Raw genomic sequence first — 16951 nt, 5'->3', positions numbered from 1 at the left:
TTAATTTTGGTGCCCGGCCGTCGCCATATAGATCTCACTGTCGTCCGCGGCCTCTACCGTCCAGTTGCCGTCAGCGGGCAGAAAGGTAGTCCGGGCCTGCGCGTCGAGTGCCAGCCCGTCTCCGGCTACCGCGCCACGTAGCAACAGTAAGATCGCCGGCGTCCCGGCGGTGTCGACGGTGAATGTAGTGCCGGCGCCGGGCGCAATCCGCAGTAGTTGAAAGTCCGGCGCGGGGCTAGGGTAATGCTGCCACGTTCTCGGACCCGCTACCGGGAGGAGCACATCGGGGTCCACCGGGGTGAACTGCGTCTTATCGAGTAATTCCGGCACGTCGATGTGCTTGGGGGTAAGGCCCCCGCGCAGGACATTGTCGCTGTTAGCCATCAACTCGATGCAAACCCCCTCGAGGTAGGCATGGGGGATACCGGCATCCTGAAAGATGCCCTCTCCCGGCCGCAGGTGGACCAGGTTGAACCAATAGATGGAGAACATGCCCCGGTCGTGGTGGCCGTCGTGGGTGTGCTGATCCACCGCCCGCTGAGCCCAAAAATCGGCTGAATCTCTATGGTAGTCCTTGTCCACGAGTCGATCGGTAAGCGGTTGCAGTAGCCGATCTACCTCCGCCTGATCGGCGTGCATGACCCGGGCGTATAGGGCCTTGGTCCCGCCCTGATCGAAGGTGGAAAGTAGCGAGTCCCAACCGGGCACCTCAGTGAGCGTCCGGCGGATGTCTTCCGGCGAGCGAAAACCATGCAGCAGATAAAAATCGGTGAGCGCTACCCCGAGCTCCGGTTTGTGATTGTCGTCGCGGTAGTTGCGATCCGGGGCGTCGCGTGCCGGACCGTTCTCCTCCTCCCGGGCGAAGCCTCTCTCCGCCGCTTTTTTTGTGGGGTGCACCTGGATGCTAAGCATTTCCCGTACATCGAGAATCTTGAACAAAAAGGGTAGACGGTCATCAAAACGGGAAGCCACCTCCTTCCCGAGTACCGTAGCTGGAGCCTTCGCAATGATTTCGTCCAGTGTGTGTACACTACCCAGTAGCTGGCCGGGACCCTTCGCGTGGGTCCCCATCCAGAGCTCCGCCCAGGGTTCCTGCTGTTGGTTGGATTTTCCGAGGAGCTCCGGGAGGTAGGTGTAGCCGCCCCAGGCGTAATGCTGGATCACTCCATTGAACGGGTATACGGTAGGCACGGGCGGGATGGTTTAGTGACCTTGGTTAAGGTAGGTCAGCCGGCATTGGTTCACTGCTGAATTCCTACCTTGCGCCACTTTCTGACCAAGCCGTACTCCATGCCCTACCTCTTCACCTCCGAGTCCGTCTCCGAGGGGCACCCCGACAAGGTATCCGATCAGATCAGTGATACCCTCGTCGATCATTTTCTAGCCTTTGATCCATCCTCTAAAGTCGCCTGTGAAACGCTAGTGACTACCGGACAGGTCGTGCTGGCCGGTGAGGTCAAGTCCAGCACTTACCTGGATGTACAGACGCTGGCCCGCGACGTGATCCGCAAGATCGGCTACACCAAGTCGGAGTACATGTTTGAGGCCAATAGCTGTGGGGTCCTCTCTGCCATTCATGAACAATCTCCTGAGATCAACCAGGGCGTAGAACGGCAAACCGACGAAGAGCAAGGGGCCGGTGACCAGGGCATGATGTTCGGCTACGCCACCAATGAGACGGAAAATTATATGCCCCTGGCACTCGATCTGAGTCACCGAATCCTACGGAAGCTCGCCGAGATGCGCCGGGGAAATGGTCGTATGGATTACCTCCGCCCCGATGCCAAGTCGCAGGTCACCATTGAGTACGACGACACGCACCGCCCCGTCCGTATCGACAGTATTGTCGTGTCTACCCAGCACGATGACTTTGGCGCGGACGAGGAAATGCTAGCCCGGATTCGTCAGGATGTGATCGAGCTGGTCATCCCCGCCGTCCGCGACCAACTCAAGCCCGACTTACAGGCCCTTTTTACCGATAATATCACGTACCACGTCAATCCGACCGGTAAGTTCGTCATCGGCGGCCCCCACGGGGATACCGGCCTTACCGGCCGTAAGATCATCGTCGACACCTACGGCGGTAAGGGTGCCCACGGCGGTGGTGCCTTCAGCGGTAAAGACCCCAGTAAAGTAGACCGCTCGGCCGCCTACGCCACCCGCCACATCGCCAAGAACCTGGTAGCGGCCGGTGTGGCCGACGAGGTGCTCGTACAGGTCAGCTACGCCATCGGCGTGGCTCACCCCACCAACGTGTACGTAAATACTTACGGCAGTGCCAAAGTGGACCTGCCGGACTCCGTCATCGCCCGGCGCGTCGCCGAGCTCTTCGACCTGCGGCCCTACGCCATCGAGCAGCGGCTCAAACTCCGCAACCCGATCTACCTTGATACCGCCGCCTACGGGCACATGGGCCGCGAACCGGAAACCAAGACCATCACCTTCCGCAACGGCTCCGGGGAGGAAAAGACCCTGACGGTGGAGACCTTTACCTGGGAAAAGCTGGACTATGTGGATAAGATTAGGGGGGCCTTTGGCCTTAAGTAGACCGCTGTCGCGGGTAGACTGCCTACCGGCAAAGTAGACCGTTTTTCAAACGGGTAATACGTTTACTTGCGACAGCGGTCCACCTACAACCTCGCCGCAGGCGACCGCTTCCGCATAGCAGCAGCCACGAAGGAGACGAACAGTGGGTGAGGATTCTCCACCGTGCTTTTCAACTCTGGATGATACTGTACACCTACGAAGTAGGGATGGTCCTTGAGCTCGATGACCTCCACCAGGCCAGTCTCCGGGTTGGTGCCGGCAATGGTGAGTCCGGCGTCCTGTAGCTGTTCCAGGTAGGCGTTGTTGAACTCGTAGCGATGGCGGTGACGCTCGCTGATCTCAGTGACGCCGTAGGCCTGGGCCGTATGGCTGCCGGCGACCAGATTACAGTCATATGCACCTAGGCGCATGGTGCCGCCCTTGGTGGCCAGGTTCTTCTGATCGTCCATCAGATCGATGACGGCATAGTCAGAGAGCTCGTCTACCTCGGAGGACGTAGCCGTAGCGATGCCGGCCACATTGCGACTGAACTCCACCACGGCACACTGCATGCCCAGGCAGATCCCGAAGAAGGGGATATCGTGCTCGCGCACATAGCGCACCGCCTCGATCTTGCCCTCGATACCCCGCTCGCCGAAGCCCGGAGCCACCAGGATACCGTCGAAGCGCTCCAGGAACTCGTGTACGACACGTTGCTCCCCCTCCAGTTGCTCGGAGTGGATGGGCACGACCTTTACCTTACACTCATTGACCGCACCGGCGTGGATGAAGGATTCGTAGATCGATTTGTAGGCGTCCTGTAGTTCGTTGTACTTACCCACCAGACCAATGGTTACCTCATGGGTACTGTTCTTCAGTCGGCCCAGGAAGTCCTTCCAGCGCCGCAGATCGGGATTCCTGCGGTCGGGCAGGCGCAGCTTGCTGATTACGGTCGTATCTAATCCTTCCTTGAGCATCATCAGCGGTACATCGTAGATCGTGCTGGCGTCGATCGCTTCGACGATACAGCTTTTCTCCACGTTGCAGAACAGGGCCAGCTTTCGGCGGATCGAATCGTCGATCGGGTGCTCGGTGCGCACCACCAGGATATCGGGCTGAATACCGGTCTGCAGCAGCTCCTTGACGCTGTGTTGGGTCGGTTTGGTCTTGAGCTCCTTGGCGGCGGCCAGGTAGGGGATCAGGGTGAGGTGTACCGTGATACAGTTGTCACCCCCCAGCTCCCAGCGCAACTGCCGCAGGCTCTCGAGGTAGGGTAGGGACTCGATGTCACCCACCGTACCGCCGATCTCTGTGATGACGATGTCGAAGTCACCCGAATTACCGAGCAGCTGAATACGGCGTTTGATCTCGTCGGTGACGTGGGGGATGACCTGCACGGTCTTGCCCAGGTAGTCGCCCTTGCGCTCGTTCTCGATCACGGTCTGGTAGATCCGCCCGGTGGTCACGTTATTGGCCTGACTGGTGGGGGTGTTCAGGAACCGTTCGTAGTGGCCCAGATCCAGGTCGGTCTCGGCCCCGTCGTCGGTCACGTAGCACTCTCCGTGCTCGTAGGGATTGAGCGTGCCGGGGTCCACGTTCAGGTAGGGATCGAACTTCTGGATCGTTACGGTAAGGCCGCGGGCCTGCAGGAGCTTAGCCAGTGAAGCGGCGATGATGCCCTTGCCGAGTGAGGAGGTGACTCCACCCGTAACAAAAATATACTTAGTCATATTCTATGGTTACGGGATGCAAAGGTAGCGTGTAGGGTGATAGGGGCCGGGGTGTACTGCCGTATTTCCTTAAACGAACGGTAGGCAGATCAGGGCGCGCTCGCGGGTGCGGTGTCTGACCCAGTATGCAGGGGGTGATCAGGCCTCCCTAAAGCCTTTGGAAAGGCAACAATCTGATGTGCTAGTGAGTTAGTAAACACACTGCCATGTTAACTGTGTGTAAATAAATGGTTAACTTGGGGTAACTGCCTGCCCTATAATGTTAAGCCTGCGCTACATACTCCGTACTTATGCTGCCCTCTGGGTCGCGCTACTACTGTGTACATCAGTCAGTTATGGGCAGCAATCCGTAGGTCTTCTGCGCACCTCCAGCGATCCGGGCGGATCGGCAAAGGAACGTTTGCGCTCGGCGGGCCCGCTACAGTCGTTCACCTTCGAGCGCAACCTGATCTTTTTCGATGCTTTGGTGGACGGCCGGCCGGGTAAATTCGTCCTCGATACCGGGGCACCCTCCCTGATCATGAATGACCGGGGACAGGGCGGCGCACCCGCTAATCATACCGGACTCGGTACGGGTGGAGAGGTAGCCCTAAGTGAACTACGGGTAGACCGCTTCGAGATGGGCGGGCGCAGTGTAGAAAACTACTGGGCGATCGGCCTGGACCTGCGGGAATTCGAAGACCGCACCGCACGCCGCATCGATGGTTTCGTAGGTTACGACCTGCTGAATCGGGGCGAACTGCGCATCGACTACCAGCGCGAGACCTTTCAGTTACTACGGTCCGTACGGCGGCCCACCCACGGAACACAAGCCCCCCGGGCGGTACTCAAATTTACCCTGCTCGATCATCTGCCGATCGTAGCGATCCGACTCGATGGGCGCACTTACTATTTCGCACTCGACACCGGTGCCGGTACGAGTGTGATCGAGGCCGGACTCGTAGAGGCGGTTGCCGCTACCGCGACCGGCCAGTCGCTCAACGTACAGGGATTGGATGGCGTACCGCAGGATTGTCCGCTGGTCAATGTGCCCCTACCTACCGGCTTCCCTGCTACCGATCAGTTGTCTACTACGCTGGTGGCCATGGATCTGGCCCACCTGCAGACGGAACGCGGACCGGTACTAGCCGGCATCCTCGGCTCGGATTTTCTGAGTCAGTATACGGTAGGTATCGACTACCGGCGTCGGCGCGTCTACCTCTGGTAAAAACCTTCGCACCCGCGGCCCCGCCCCCCGGTGGTACCTTTGCAACCTCACTAAGTAGTTGCAGATGAAATTTGACGTACAGGCCCTCGACCGTAAGTGGCAGCGCTACTGGAAGGAACATAAAACCTACCGGACGGCTACGACCACCGGCAAGCCGAAGTACTACGTACTGGACATGTTTCCCTACCCCTCGGGCTCCGGTCTGCACGTAGGTCACCCCCTGGGTTACATCGGCTCCGATATCGTCGCCCGGCAGAAGCGGCAGGCCGGCTATAACGTGCTACACCCCATGGGCTTCGATGCCTTCGGACTACCCGCCGAGCAGTATGCCATCGATACCGGCGTACACCCCTCCGAGAGCACGGCCGTCAATACCGCCCGCTACCGTGAGCAAATGGAGACGCTGGGACTCAGCTTCGACTGGGACCGTAGCGTCAATACCTCCGACCCGGACTACTTTAAGTGGACGCAGTGGATCATCGGACAAGTGTTCGAGCACTGGTACGATACCGAACAGGACCGCGCCCGTCCGATCGCCGAACTGATCGACCTGCTGGAACAGGAAGGGACTTCCGGCGTACGTGCCGCTGAAACGGAGCCGCTAGATGTCACTGCCGAAGACTTCCGCGGCATGGGCCCGAAGGAACGCAGCGACCTGCTGATGAACTACCGCCTGGCCTTTCGCAGCGTCAGCTACGTCAACTGGTGCGAAGCCTTGGGGACCGTACTGGCTAACGATGAGGTAAAGGACGGCCGTAGCGAGCGCGGTAACCACCCCGTAGAGCAGCGCCCCATGCTACAGTGGAGTCTGCGCATTACCGCCTACGCCGAGCGCCTGCTGGCCGGACTGGACACCGTCGACTACAGCGAGGGACTGAAGGCGCAGCAGGTCAACTGGATCGGTAAGTCGACCGGTGCCCTGGTCCACTTCGACATCGAGGGGCATGACCGGCAGCTGGACGTCTTTACGACTCGCCCCGATACTATTTTCGGTACTACCTTCATGGTCATCGCACCCGAGCTGGAGCTGGTCGACGAACTCACGACCCCCGCGCAGCGGCAGGAGATCGACGACTACCTGGCCTACGTAGGCCGACGTAGCGAGGTCGACCGGATGAGTGAGAACAAAGTTACCGGAGCCTTCACGGGCGCCTACGCCATCAATCCGCTGAACGAGGCCCGCGTGCCGATCTATATTGCCGAGTACGTCCTCAAGGACTACGGCACCGGAGCCATCATGGCCGTACCGAGCGACGACGAGCGGGACAAGCGCTTTGCCCAAAAGTTCGGTATTGACATCATTGAGGTAGTCGATAAGACCGACTACCCGGGGGCCAGCCTCAAGGACAAGCTGGGCAAGCTCATCAACTCCGGCTTCCTGGACGGGATGGAGGTGCCGGAAGCCATCGAGGCGGCTACCCAACGCATCGAAACGCTCGGTCGGGGGGAGCGGCAGATCAACTACCGCATCCGCGACCTGGTCTTCAGCCGGCAGCGCTACTGGGGCGAGCCTTGGCCCATCGTGTACGACGCCGATGACGTACCGCAACTGGTGCCGACGGAGGAGCTGCCCGTCACCCTACCGGAGATGGACGACTTCCGGGCCGTCAGCGGTGCGTCCCCCCTGGAGCGGGCCACCGACTGGATCAACACCCCCAGTGGACGACGGGAGACCGATACGATGCCCGCTACAGCCGGCTCCAACTGGTACTACCTGCGCTATATGGACCCCCATAATCCGGGGGAGTTCGTCAGCAAGGAAGCCGTGGACTACTGGCGAGACGTGGACCTGTACGTGGGTGGAGCCGAGCACGCTGTGAGTCACATTCTGTACAGCCGTCTGATCCACAAGTTTCTCTTCGATCTCGACAAGGTGCCGACGCGGGAGCCCTACAAAAAACTCCTCAATCAGGGTATGATCGGGGGACCGATCAGCTACGTACACCTGGGTGTCCTGCTGGCCGACGACGGGCAGCGCCATCCCATCTGGGTGGGTAGTGACGTGGCGGAGGGAACTCCGCTGGACGTACCCGGCGTAGGTAAGGGCTACCTGGTGCTCGACGAGAGCAGTGGCACGCGGCTTACGCCCATCCGGTTTGTCACCGAGACCTCCGTCAACAACGAGAGTAGCTTCCGGCTCTACAAGCACGCCGTAGAGGAAGCCCAGCAATCGGACCAACAGGATGCCGCTTACTTCCGCACCATCCTGCAGCAGGCCGGTGCCTTTGCCTGGACGCTCGACAAGGAAGGCCGTCCGTACCTCGAGCTCAGCGTAGAGCAGGGCAAGATGTCGAAGCGCAAGTATAATGCGGTCAATCCCGACGACATCTGCGCGCGCTACGGGGCCGACTGCTTCCGGATGTACGAGATGTTCCTGGGCCCCATCGATCAGGCCAAGCCCTGGAGCGTGTCGGGCATCGACGGGGTCTACCGCTTCCTGCGCCGCTACTGGAACCTATTCGTGGGCAACGACGACCAGCTCAACGTGAGCGAAGGCGAGGCCACGAAGGAGGAGCTCAAGGTGCTGCATACGCTGCTGAAGAAGGTGGGAGAGGACATCGACAAGCTTAGCTTCAATACCTGCATAAGCGCCTTCATGGTAGCCACCAATGAGCTCACCAAATTGGGGTGCAACAAGCGCGCCATCCTGGAGCCTACCGTACGCCTTATCGCACCCTTTGCGCCGCACGTGGCCGAAGAACTGCACGCCGCCCTCGGGGGGTCAGGGAGCGTACACCATGCCAACTGGCCGGAGGCGGTAGACAAGTACTTGGTGGAGGATAGCTTTACCTATCCCATCGCCTTCAACGGTAAGACGCGGCTTACGCTGGACTTTCCGGCCGGGGCGTCCCGCGAGGATGTAGAGGCAGGGGCCCGGGCGGATACGCAGGTGCAGGGCTACCTGGATGGCAAGTCCGTACGCAAGGTCATCGTAGTGCCCGGCCGCATGGTCAACTTCGTGGTAGCATAGGCGAGAGGAACCCGGCGTATGGCTACATTCCTGGAGAGTGATCTGGAATTTACTTTCCCGGAGGACTGGATCGTGCGCCGTTTCGACCGCACCGCTGCCTACCGTAGTGTGAGCGGGCACGGCCTTAAGGGGGTTGACTTTTTGTGTCTGGTGGGGGAGGGTGACCTGTGGTTGATCGAGGTCAAGAATTTCCGCCTGCGCGCCGGACGTCATGCAATCGTGCGGCGCAATCCTGAAGGACTCGCCGCACAGGTGGGAAAGAAATTCGTAGATACGAAACGCCTGATCCGCATCGTCAACCGGGCGATCCAACGGACTTGGTACACGGGGGTGCTGCGCTGGTGGTGGACCCTGGCCCCGCCCCGATGGCTACCGGGGCGGCCCGTATCTACCTACTGGTTCTGGATGGAGGCGGAGCGGCGATTGCAGTCTCCCCGGCAGGTGACCTGTCTGCTCTGGCTGGAAACGCCCGAGTGGAATGCGCACTACGAGCGGGCGACCACCGATGCCCTGGGGGAGTGGATCGAGCCGGGCAACATACTGCACGTAGCCGAGCGGCAGTGGACGAAAAATCACCGATAGAGGTGCGGGTCGTTGGGATAGCCTGAGCATGTTGCTTACTATTGGGGATAACAGACTGCCCCCCCCCGCCTATGCCCGCTGACTATGTACTCGATGACCTGGACCGCAAGATCCTGGCCCTGCTGATGGAAAACGCCAAGCAGCCGTACACGGAGCTGGGGAGTAAGCTCTTCGTATCGGGCGGCACGATCCACGTGCGCATGAATAAGCTGATCGCTGCCGGTGTAGTTCAGGGGCAGACCCTCCGCATCGACCACACCCGATTGGGCTACGATGTATCGGCCTTTCTGGGCATTTACCTGAAGGGGAGTGGGCTGTACAGTCAGGCGGCGGAGTACCTACAGGGTATTCAGGAGGTGGTGATGGCGCACTACACCACGGGGGTGTACAGCATCTTCGCCCGGGTCGTGTGCCGGGATACGGATCACCTACGCGACGTGCTGCAGCGCATACAGGCCTTTGATGGTATTCAACGGACGGAGACCTTCATCTCCCTGGAACAGGCTATCGATCGGCCCGTGCAGGTGGTATCTGCCGAGCTACTGGCCGAGTTGCGGGGCTTGGCAGAATAGCTCAGTCCAGCCGATCAAGTAGGAGCTGGCCGGCCAGGTAAGTGATGGCTTGTCCGGTCAGGTGGACCTTCTTGCCCCGAAGTTCGCAAGTGATCTGCCCTCCACGGGTAGAAACCTGCCGGGCAGTAAGGTGTTTTTTCTTCAATTTTTTCGCCCACAGGGGCGTGAGCACGGTGTGAGCCGAGCCCGTGACGGGATCCTCATCGATGCCGTAGGCGGGGTAGAAGCAGCGGCTGACGAAGTCTACCTCGTCGCCGGGCGCGGTCACGATCAGGCCACGGCGCTTGAGCTGAGCGACGATATGGAAATTGGGCTGCAGGCTACGGACCTGCCGTTCGTTCTTGAGCACAACGATTAGATCGTCGGTCCCCTTATAGACTTCCTTCGGATTGAGGCCAGCCAGGGCGCCCCGTAGTTTCTTGCCGGCACGCGTCTTTTCCGGCACGTCAGTGGGGAATGCCATACGGTACGTCCCTGCTTCCGCCAGCGGGGTGACGGCAATGGTACCAGCAGAGGTGGTGCGAAAGCGTAGCTTATCGAGGTCCTTGCCCCCCGATTTATAGAGCACGTGGGCCGCTGCCAGGGTGGCGTGTCCGCACAGCCGCACTTCCTGCGTAGGCGTGAACCAGCGGATGTCAAACTTGCCCTTGCCGCGGATGACTACGAAAGCGGTTTCTGACAGATTATTTTCCGTCGCGATCGACTGCATCAGAGCGTCTGCCGGAAACTCTGGAACGGGGACTACGGCGGCGGGATTGCCACCGAAAAGCCGGTCGGTAAAGGCGTCAACCTGGTACAGGGGAAGATTTAGCATGGGGGCAGGTGAGGGGGGGGAGATGGAGGGGGGTGAAGTGACCGCGGTCGCAAGTGTAGCGAATATTGCAAAAAGTAGCCCGATACTAAGGGTCTTTTTGGGGGGATAAATCCAGTAAGCGAACTTTGTCGTACACTTAAAGGATATTCGGCGTGACTAAACGTCGGGCCCTTCGTCCTAAGCGCAACAGCCTTGTGACCGTTGCCGGTAAAATTCAAGATTCCACCAGTTATGAACTCGTTTAACTCCCAGTACACCATGGATCACCTTTTCCTGCGAGAAGGCACCGACTACACCAAAATCCCGCTGACTGACATCCACTACATTCAGGCCGATGGTAACTACGCCTACATCCAGACTAACGACAAGCGCTTTGCCGTAAAGCGTAGCCTGTCGACGATCGCCGAGGAATTGGAATCGACCGATTTCGTACGGGCCAGCCGCGGCCTGCTGGTCAACTTCAGCCAGGTCAACCGCATCAGTTTCGCCGATGGCGTCATTGAGCTCAACGACCACCAGCTCAAAATGGGCAAAGCCTACCACGCCGACATCAAAAGCCGCATGCCCCGACTCTAGTGAGCCACCGGGTGGCGGGGCAGCGTGCAACGTAATGCCCCGCCACCCGTTCTTGCAGCGTGAAGTTTATTGTCTACGATATCGAAGCCACCTGCTGGGAGGGCCGCCCCCCCGCTACCGTGCAGGAAACCATCGAGATCGGTGCCTACCAGGTCGACTCGTACGGGCAGGTGGGTCCCTGCTTCAGCCGGCTCATCAAGCCCATTCTTCATCCACAGCTGAGTCACTTCTGCCGGCGGCTCACCCACATCGAGCAGCCCGACATTAACCGCGCGAAGGATTTCACGCGGGTCATCCGCGACTTCCAGAACTGGATCGACGTAGATGGCGAGCCCTACACCCTGGCCGCCTGGGGTAAGTTCGACGAAGCCCAGTTGCGGCGCGACTGCGCGCTCCACCGGCTGGATGACTACTGGCTCGATCCATCCATCAACCTTAAATTACAATACCGCGAACTCCGCAAGCTGCCCAAAAAGCGGGGGCTGGCCGCCGCGGTGCGCCACGAAGGATTCGAGTGGACCGGCGCCCAGCACCGTGCACTGGACGACGCGGAGAACACCGTCAAGGTATTCCGTAAGCTGCTCGATATGTGGCGCTACTGAGTGGTCCGGAATCTAGAAAGCTAGCGCTGCGAAGCAAATACAAAACCCCCGCACGGAAGCATCCGTACGGGGGTTTCTTAGTCAAGTAGGTACCTACCGCAGCGTGCGGCTAGTTAGACTACTTGGTGGTCACCGAGCCAATGGGGCTGAGCATGATCTCGCGTGCAGCGATGTCGATGCCTTCACCGTGGCTCTTGTGCTCTACACCGGGAGCGCCCTTGGGCAGGTCGTACTGCTCACCGACCATAGCGGCTCCGTAACCGAGGTCACGCATGGAACCGGCCGTAATGCGGCTCAGTGGGTTTTCGCCCAGGTTCAGGAAGCCGGTCATCAGCTCGTTGCGCAGAACGGACTCACGCCAGTGGCTGAGGCGGGTACCAGGGCCACCCATATCTTCTACGGGTAGCTTGTCCGTACCACCTTCGGCGTTCCAGAATACGTTGGCCTGACGACCAATGAAGAAGGGATCGGTTTCTTCGTCGCGCCGCAGGTCGCGGTCGCCAATGTCCCACAGGGTACCTACGCCGAGTACGTGGCCCATCTCGTGAATGATGACTTCCTCAAAGAGGCCGATCTCGTCGAGAAATGCGAGGTCGTCCACGTCGAAGAACATGACACCAGTCAGGGTCAGCAAATCGCTGGTGCGTACAAAGCGGGGACCCGCTTGTCCGAGGATACCACCTGGTCCGTCGATGGGTGCAAGGGCTACCTCGATGACGATGTCATCGATTGTGCCGTCGATGGCGGGAGGAAACCCGGTGAAGGCTGAAGGTACCGTACCGGTAAAGGAGGGAACATCCTTAATGATGATGCGCTCCCAGCGGGCGGCGGCAGCTTCGAAGACGGCTTCCTGCTCGGCCGTCACGGGGACGACGTACTTGAAGTCAATATTGTAGCGGCCACGGTCGATGCCGGGGGCACGGGTAGCGCGCTTCTCGGTGGCGACGTACTCCGACTCCACACCCTCCAGGGTGATCCACTTCTCCGGGGTGGGAGCAAGCTGGATGAGAGAAGGCTGTTCTACGTCGGCCTGCGGGGTGATGACCTCGTCGGTGTCTTCTACACAAGCGGTGAACAGGAGGGGGAACAGCACGGCGGTAAGGACCGCACGGGGGGTTGGGCGGGCTAAGCGTCCGCCAAACGATGGAATATCGTTAAATAGCATATATAAAGAGTTGGGTAGTTAGCGATCCGATGCTATGGGTTAACACTACATTCTATCGTGCATCAGACCGACAGGAGATTGTTGTTGATGATAAAATGCGCGTGACAAGATAAATAATCTTTGGTACCCGAACGCAAAAAATTTGTGATTCCACCGATCTTCCGCATCATCTGCCGCCGCTGCAATAGTCCTACCTTCGCCGCTCACCCAGCCGCTTGCTATGTCCACCCCCCTGCACGACTACCGGTCTTGGTCACCGTGGGCAGCTGTCTTTGCCTCACTTCTGCTCTGCACCTGCGGCCCCGCCGTCGAACCTACTGTAGATGCGACGAAGCGCTTCAGCTGGTTGACGGCCCCGGGCATGACCCGCACCGGTATTGACTTCCGCAACGACCTGCGGTATACGGATGCGCTCAACCCCTACACCTACCGCAATTTCTACAACGGCGGGGGTGTAGGCATCGGGGATTTTGACAACGACGGACTGGTGGATGTGTACTTCACCGGTAACCTGGTGGAGAACAAACTATACCGCAACCTAGGGGACTTTCAGTTTGAAGACATCACAGCAGCAGCTGGAGTAGCGTGTGCCGACAGCTGGTCGACCGGGGTGGCCGTGGTGGACGTGAACGCCGATGGATTGCAGGATCTGTACGTCTGTAAGGCCGGCCCACCCGCCGGGGAGCAAATTGCGGGTATGACGGGCGTGCGACACAACGAGCTATTCATCAACCAGGGCGACCTGACTTTCCGGGAAGCTGGTGCGGAATACGGGCTCGACGTGGTAGGACTATCCGTCCACGCCGCCTTTTTCGACTACGACCGGGACGGGGATTTGGATTGCTACTTACTTAACAATAGCACGCGCGCCACTACGGGCTACGACCTGCGCGAGGGGCTGCGGAATGTGCCGGATACCGCGGGAGGGAACAAACTCTTTAGAAATCTGCTGACGGAAACCGGCACCACCCGCTTCGAGGACGTGACGGCGGCAGCGGGCATCTACTCCTCCGCGATCGGCTTCGGACTCGGCGTGACGGTAGGGGACGTGGATCAGGACGGTTGGCCCGACCTGTTCGTAAGCAACGATTTTTTTGAACGCGATTACCTGTACTACAATCAGCGGGACGGCACCTTTCGGGAGGCACTGACCGAGCACCTGCCCGAGATCAGCAAAGGAAGTATGGGCGCTGACCTGGCCGATCTGGACAACGACGGGCTGCCCGAGCTCTTCGTGACCGAGATGCTACCGGCGGACGAGCGCCGCTACAAGACCAAGGCGGCCTTCGAAGGGTGGAACCGCTATCAGCTGTACCGCGATAAGGGCTACCACCAGCAGTTCAGTCGCAACGTGCTGCAGTGGAACCGCGGCGGAGGGAACTTCTCCGAGGTGGGGCGGGGAGCGGGCGTGGCGGCTACCGACTGGAGCTGGGGTGCCCTGCTCTTCGATATGGATAACGACGGACTGCGGGACATCTTCGTCGCCAACGGTACGGGCAGGGACCTTTTGGACCAGGACTACATCAACTTCAACGGCTCGCCGGAGGCGGTGCGCCGGATGTTGTTTGAGGAAGGGAAGGGGATCACGGATATTATTGACCAGATCCCGAGCGAGGCACTGATCAATGGGGTGTTTCGCAACACGGGGGAGATGCGGTTCGAGGAGGTCGCCGCGGACTGGGGACTGGATCAAGCGACCTTCAGTAACGGCAGTGCTTACGCTGATCTGGACAACGACGGTGACCTGGATCTGGTAGTCAATAATGTAGACGGGCCAGCCGGGGTATACCGGAACAATAGCACGGAGGCGTCCGCCATGGCGAATCTACGTAGTACTATCCCGGGCAATCCGGATGCCATCGGTGCAAGAGTAAGCGAGCGACGCCAAAACACTGATGATCAGTCCGTTACCGAACTGCACCCCATGCGTGGCTTTCAGAGTACGGTGGATAAACGCATCCACTTCTCCCGGGCTGCCAGTGACCTACTGATCGAGTGGCCCGACGGACAGCGAGAAGTATTCGGCATCCCCCGACAGGACAGCAGTATCTACACCTTCCGACAGGGGACCGGTAGTCCCGAGGTTGCGGATACTTCACGAGCGCAGGGTCTATCTTCAGGTACTGCGGAAGGACAGGTAACATATGCTATAATCGAGGCTCGAACGGCAGCCGGATCGGTGATGCACCGGGAAAGCTCTACGACCGACTTCGACCGCGACCCCCTGCTGTTCCTCGGGATAAACAACGAGGGACCCGCCCTGGCTACCGCCGACCTGAACGGTGATGGACGTAGCGATCTCTACCTGGGCGGTGCATCCGGCACACCGGGTCAATTGCTGCTTGCTAGAAGCGATGGTACCTACCAGCCGGTCATGGAAGAACTGCTAGCGAAAGATGCGATCAGTGAAAACGTAGCGGCTACTTTTTTCGACGCCGACGGTGACGGTGATCAGGATCTTTACGTAGCCAATGGCAGTAATCAGTTCGGGGCGGCTTCCTCCGCCCTGCTCGACGGTCTGTACCTCAATCGTGGCGGGAGCCGCTGGGAGAAGAGTGCTCAATTGCTGCCGGATCGCCGCCGCTTCGTGGTCAGCTCCTGCGTGCAGCCTCATGATGTCGATGGCGACGGCGACGTGGATCTATTCGTCGGTGGACGCCTGCGGCCGGGTACATACGGTATCGCCGCCGACAGCTATCTGCTCCTCAATGATGGATCAGGCAATTTTAAATCTGCCGACCTACCCATGCTCCAGGGACTGGGTATGGTGACCGCAGCCGTCTGGCTCAACACGGACGACGATCCCGAACTGGAGCTGGCCGTAGCCGCAGAGTGGGGACCGCTACGCTACCTGCACGTTGCGGCCAATGGGAACTATATCGGCACGGACACAGTAGCCGGTACCTACGGACTGTGGACGGCACTGGCTGCGGCCGACTTCGACGGAGATGGCCACGATGACCTCGCAGCAGGAAACCACGGACTCAACTCGCGACTACACGCCAGTCCCGAGCAACCGCTGCAGTTGTACATCAACGACTTCGATGGCAACGGGAAGGCCGAGCAACTCATCACCCAGTACGCCACTGACGGCCGGTCGTACCCCCTCGTGCTGCGCGACGACCTGGTCAAACAGTTGCCGGGCCTGCGCAAGACCGTGCCCGGCTACACGGACTACCAGGGTAAGACCATGGCCGAACTCTTTCCCCCCGAGATCCTGTCGCGCTCCGTCGTACACCGGGTGGAAGAGCTTCGTTCGCTCGTAGTGATGAACGAGGACGCAGGCCCTTCACTGGTCTACCTACCCGCCGAGACCCAACTCGCCCCGGTCTATGCTTTACTGGCGACTGATCTGAATGGAGATGGACAGCCGGATCTGCTGGCGGCCGGCAACCAGTCGATTGGCCGACCCGAGCTGGGAATCTACGCGGGTAGCTTTGGTAGCTTGCTCATCCATCGGGGCGGTGGAACGTTTAACGCAGTGCCACCACGAGAGTCCGGCATCTACCTGCGTGGGGACGTGCGTGCCTTTGCACCGGCGTCTCCACGCGGGGCGGTGTGGATCGCCCGATCCGATGATTCTTTACTGAAGCTTGAAGTACTTACCCCATGACGTATCGTTTGTTCTATATCAGCATACTAGCTCTGCTGCTGGCCGCTTGCCAACCGGAGGATACCAGCCCTATAGGTCAGTACCGTAGCGCCGTTGCGGAGGGTCTGGAGGCACCGGCCGCGCCCACGGAAGCGGTGTTGGGTATTGAACTGGGTATTCCCGCCCGGGAGTTTTTCGACCGCTGCACCGCGCTTAACCAGCAGCAGCTCATCACCATGGGCCGCGGGGGCACTGCGGTAGACCACAAACTGGACACCGAGCTGGATCGCCCGGCTATGATGACGTTCAGTCCCATCTTCATCGGTGAACCCCGAACGCTGCAGGCGCTGGAACTCAGCTTCATCTACGACGAGTGGTCACCCTGGAACAAGAGCGCCTATGCCGATAGTCTGCTACCGCAAGTGGCGCAATACTTCCATCATACCCTCGACACGGACCTTATCGAACTGCAGCATCCGCGCCTCCAGCGGCTTTTTACCGCCGTCGATGGCAACCGCCTGCTCGCGCTCTGGAAGGACGATGAGAGTACAGTCAAGGGCATGATCACGGACCTTTCTACCCTCACCGGCGACCCCCTGGAACTTCTACAGTAG

Annotated in this window: 13 protein-coding genes; 9 read left to right on the top strand and 4 right to left on the bottom strand. The window is 59.7% G+C overall.

The genetic code is table 11. The annotated features are described in order from the left end of the window. On the bottom strand, positions 1 to 1191 hold the full coding sequence (manA, locus tag MJQ68_RS14960; protein ID WP_238751939.1) for a mannose-6-phosphate isomerase, class I: 1191 nt from the start codon (positions 1189 to 1191) through the stop codon (positions 1 to 3). A 99-nt stretch (positions 1192 to 1290) separates the two neighbouring features. Here manA and metK point away from each other — a divergent pair, with 99 nt between their 5' ends. After that, on the top strand, positions 1291 to 2547 hold the full coding sequence (metK, locus tag MJQ68_RS14955) for a methionine adenosyltransferase (protein ID WP_238751938.1): 1257 nt from the start codon (positions 1291 to 1293) through the stop codon (positions 2545 to 2547). Between the two features lie 83 nt (positions 2548 to 2630). Here metK and MJQ68_RS14950 read toward each other — a convergent pair whose 3' ends face one another. Further along, complete coding sequence (locus MJQ68_RS14950; RefSeq protein ID WP_238751937.1) at positions 2631 to 4256, bottom strand: CTP synthase; 1626 nt, start codon at positions 4254 to 4256, stop codon at positions 2631 to 2633. A gap of 259 nt (positions 4257 to 4515) precedes the next feature. Between MJQ68_RS14950 and MJQ68_RS14945 the strand changes: the two genes are divergently transcribed. From MJQ68_RS14945 to MJQ68_RS14925, 4 genes are all read left to right on the top strand, one after another. Then, positions 4516 to 5463, top strand: coding sequence for a pepsin/retropepsin-like aspartic protease family protein (locus MJQ68_RS14945; protein ID WP_238751936.1), 948 nt, complete (start codon positions 4516 to 4518; stop codon positions 5461 to 5463). A 64-nt stretch (positions 5464 to 5527) separates the two neighbouring features. Continuing rightward, a complete protein-coding gene (locus MJQ68_RS14940) occupies positions 5528 to 8434 on the top strand; it encodes a leucine--tRNA ligase (RefSeq protein ID WP_319937477.1) in 2907 nt (968 codons plus the stop codon). A gap of 18 nt (positions 8435 to 8452) precedes the next feature. Beyond that, positions 8453 to 9016: a hypothetical protein gene (locus tag MJQ68_RS14930; RefSeq protein WP_238751935.1), complete on the top strand. Its 564-nt coding sequence runs from the start codon at positions 8453 to 8455 to the stop codon at positions 9014 to 9016. Positions 9017 to 9087: 71 nt separating this feature from the next. Next, complete coding sequence (locus tag MJQ68_RS14925) at positions 9088 to 9588, top strand: Lrp/AsnC ligand binding domain-containing protein (protein ID WP_238751934.1); 501 nt, start codon at positions 9088 to 9090, stop codon at positions 9586 to 9588. Between the two features lies 1 nt (position 9589). On the opposite strand, the gene MJQ68_RS14920 is transcribed toward MJQ68_RS14925, so the two are convergent. Further along, complete coding sequence (locus tag MJQ68_RS14920; protein ID WP_238751933.1) at positions 9590 to 10402, bottom strand: PhzF family phenazine biosynthesis protein; 813 nt, start codon at positions 10400 to 10402, stop codon at positions 9590 to 9592. A gap of 258 nt (positions 10403 to 10660) precedes the next feature. Here MJQ68_RS14920 and MJQ68_RS14915 point away from each other — a divergent pair, with 258 nt between their 5' ends. Both MJQ68_RS14915 and MJQ68_RS14910 read left to right on the top strand, forming a co-directional pair. Further along, positions 10661 to 10978, top strand: coding sequence for a LytR/AlgR family response regulator transcription factor (locus MJQ68_RS14915; RefSeq protein WP_238751932.1), 318 nt, complete (start codon positions 10661 to 10663; stop codon positions 10976 to 10978). 59 nt (positions 10979 to 11037) lie between these two features. Then, positions 11038 to 11580, top strand: coding sequence for a 3'-5' exonuclease (locus MJQ68_RS14910; RefSeq protein WP_238751931.1), 543 nt, complete (start codon positions 11038 to 11040; stop codon positions 11578 to 11580). Between the two features lie 118 nt (positions 11581 to 11698). Here MJQ68_RS14910 and MJQ68_RS14905 read toward each other — a convergent pair whose 3' ends face one another. Continuing rightward, on the bottom strand, positions 11699 to 12745 hold the full coding sequence (locus MJQ68_RS14905; protein WP_238751930.1) for a leishmanolysin-related zinc metalloendopeptidase: 1047 nt from the start codon (positions 12743 to 12745) through the stop codon (positions 11699 to 11701). A 220-nt stretch (positions 12746 to 12965) separates the two neighbouring features. Here MJQ68_RS14905 and MJQ68_RS14900 point away from each other — a divergent pair, with 220 nt between their 5' ends. Further along, positions 12966 to 16358, top strand: coding sequence for an FG-GAP-like repeat-containing protein (locus MJQ68_RS14900; RefSeq protein ID WP_238751929.1), 3393 nt, complete (start codon positions 12966 to 12968; stop codon positions 16356 to 16358). After that, positions 16355 to 16951 carry a hypothetical protein gene (locus MJQ68_RS14895; RefSeq protein WP_238751928.1) on the top strand — a complete coding sequence of 199 codons (597 nt, stop codon included), beginning with the start codon at positions 16355 to 16357 and terminating at the stop codon, positions 16949 to 16951. Before MJQ68_RS14900 ends, MJQ68_RS14895 begins: the two co-directional genes overlap by 4 nt.

The organism is Neolewinella maritima (assembly GCF_923081025.1).
Taxonomy (GTDB): domain Bacteria; phylum Bacteroidota; class Bacteroidia; order Chitinophagales; family Saprospiraceae; genus Neolewinella; species Neolewinella maritima.
This window is presented reverse-complemented; position numbering and strand designations above follow the sequence as displayed.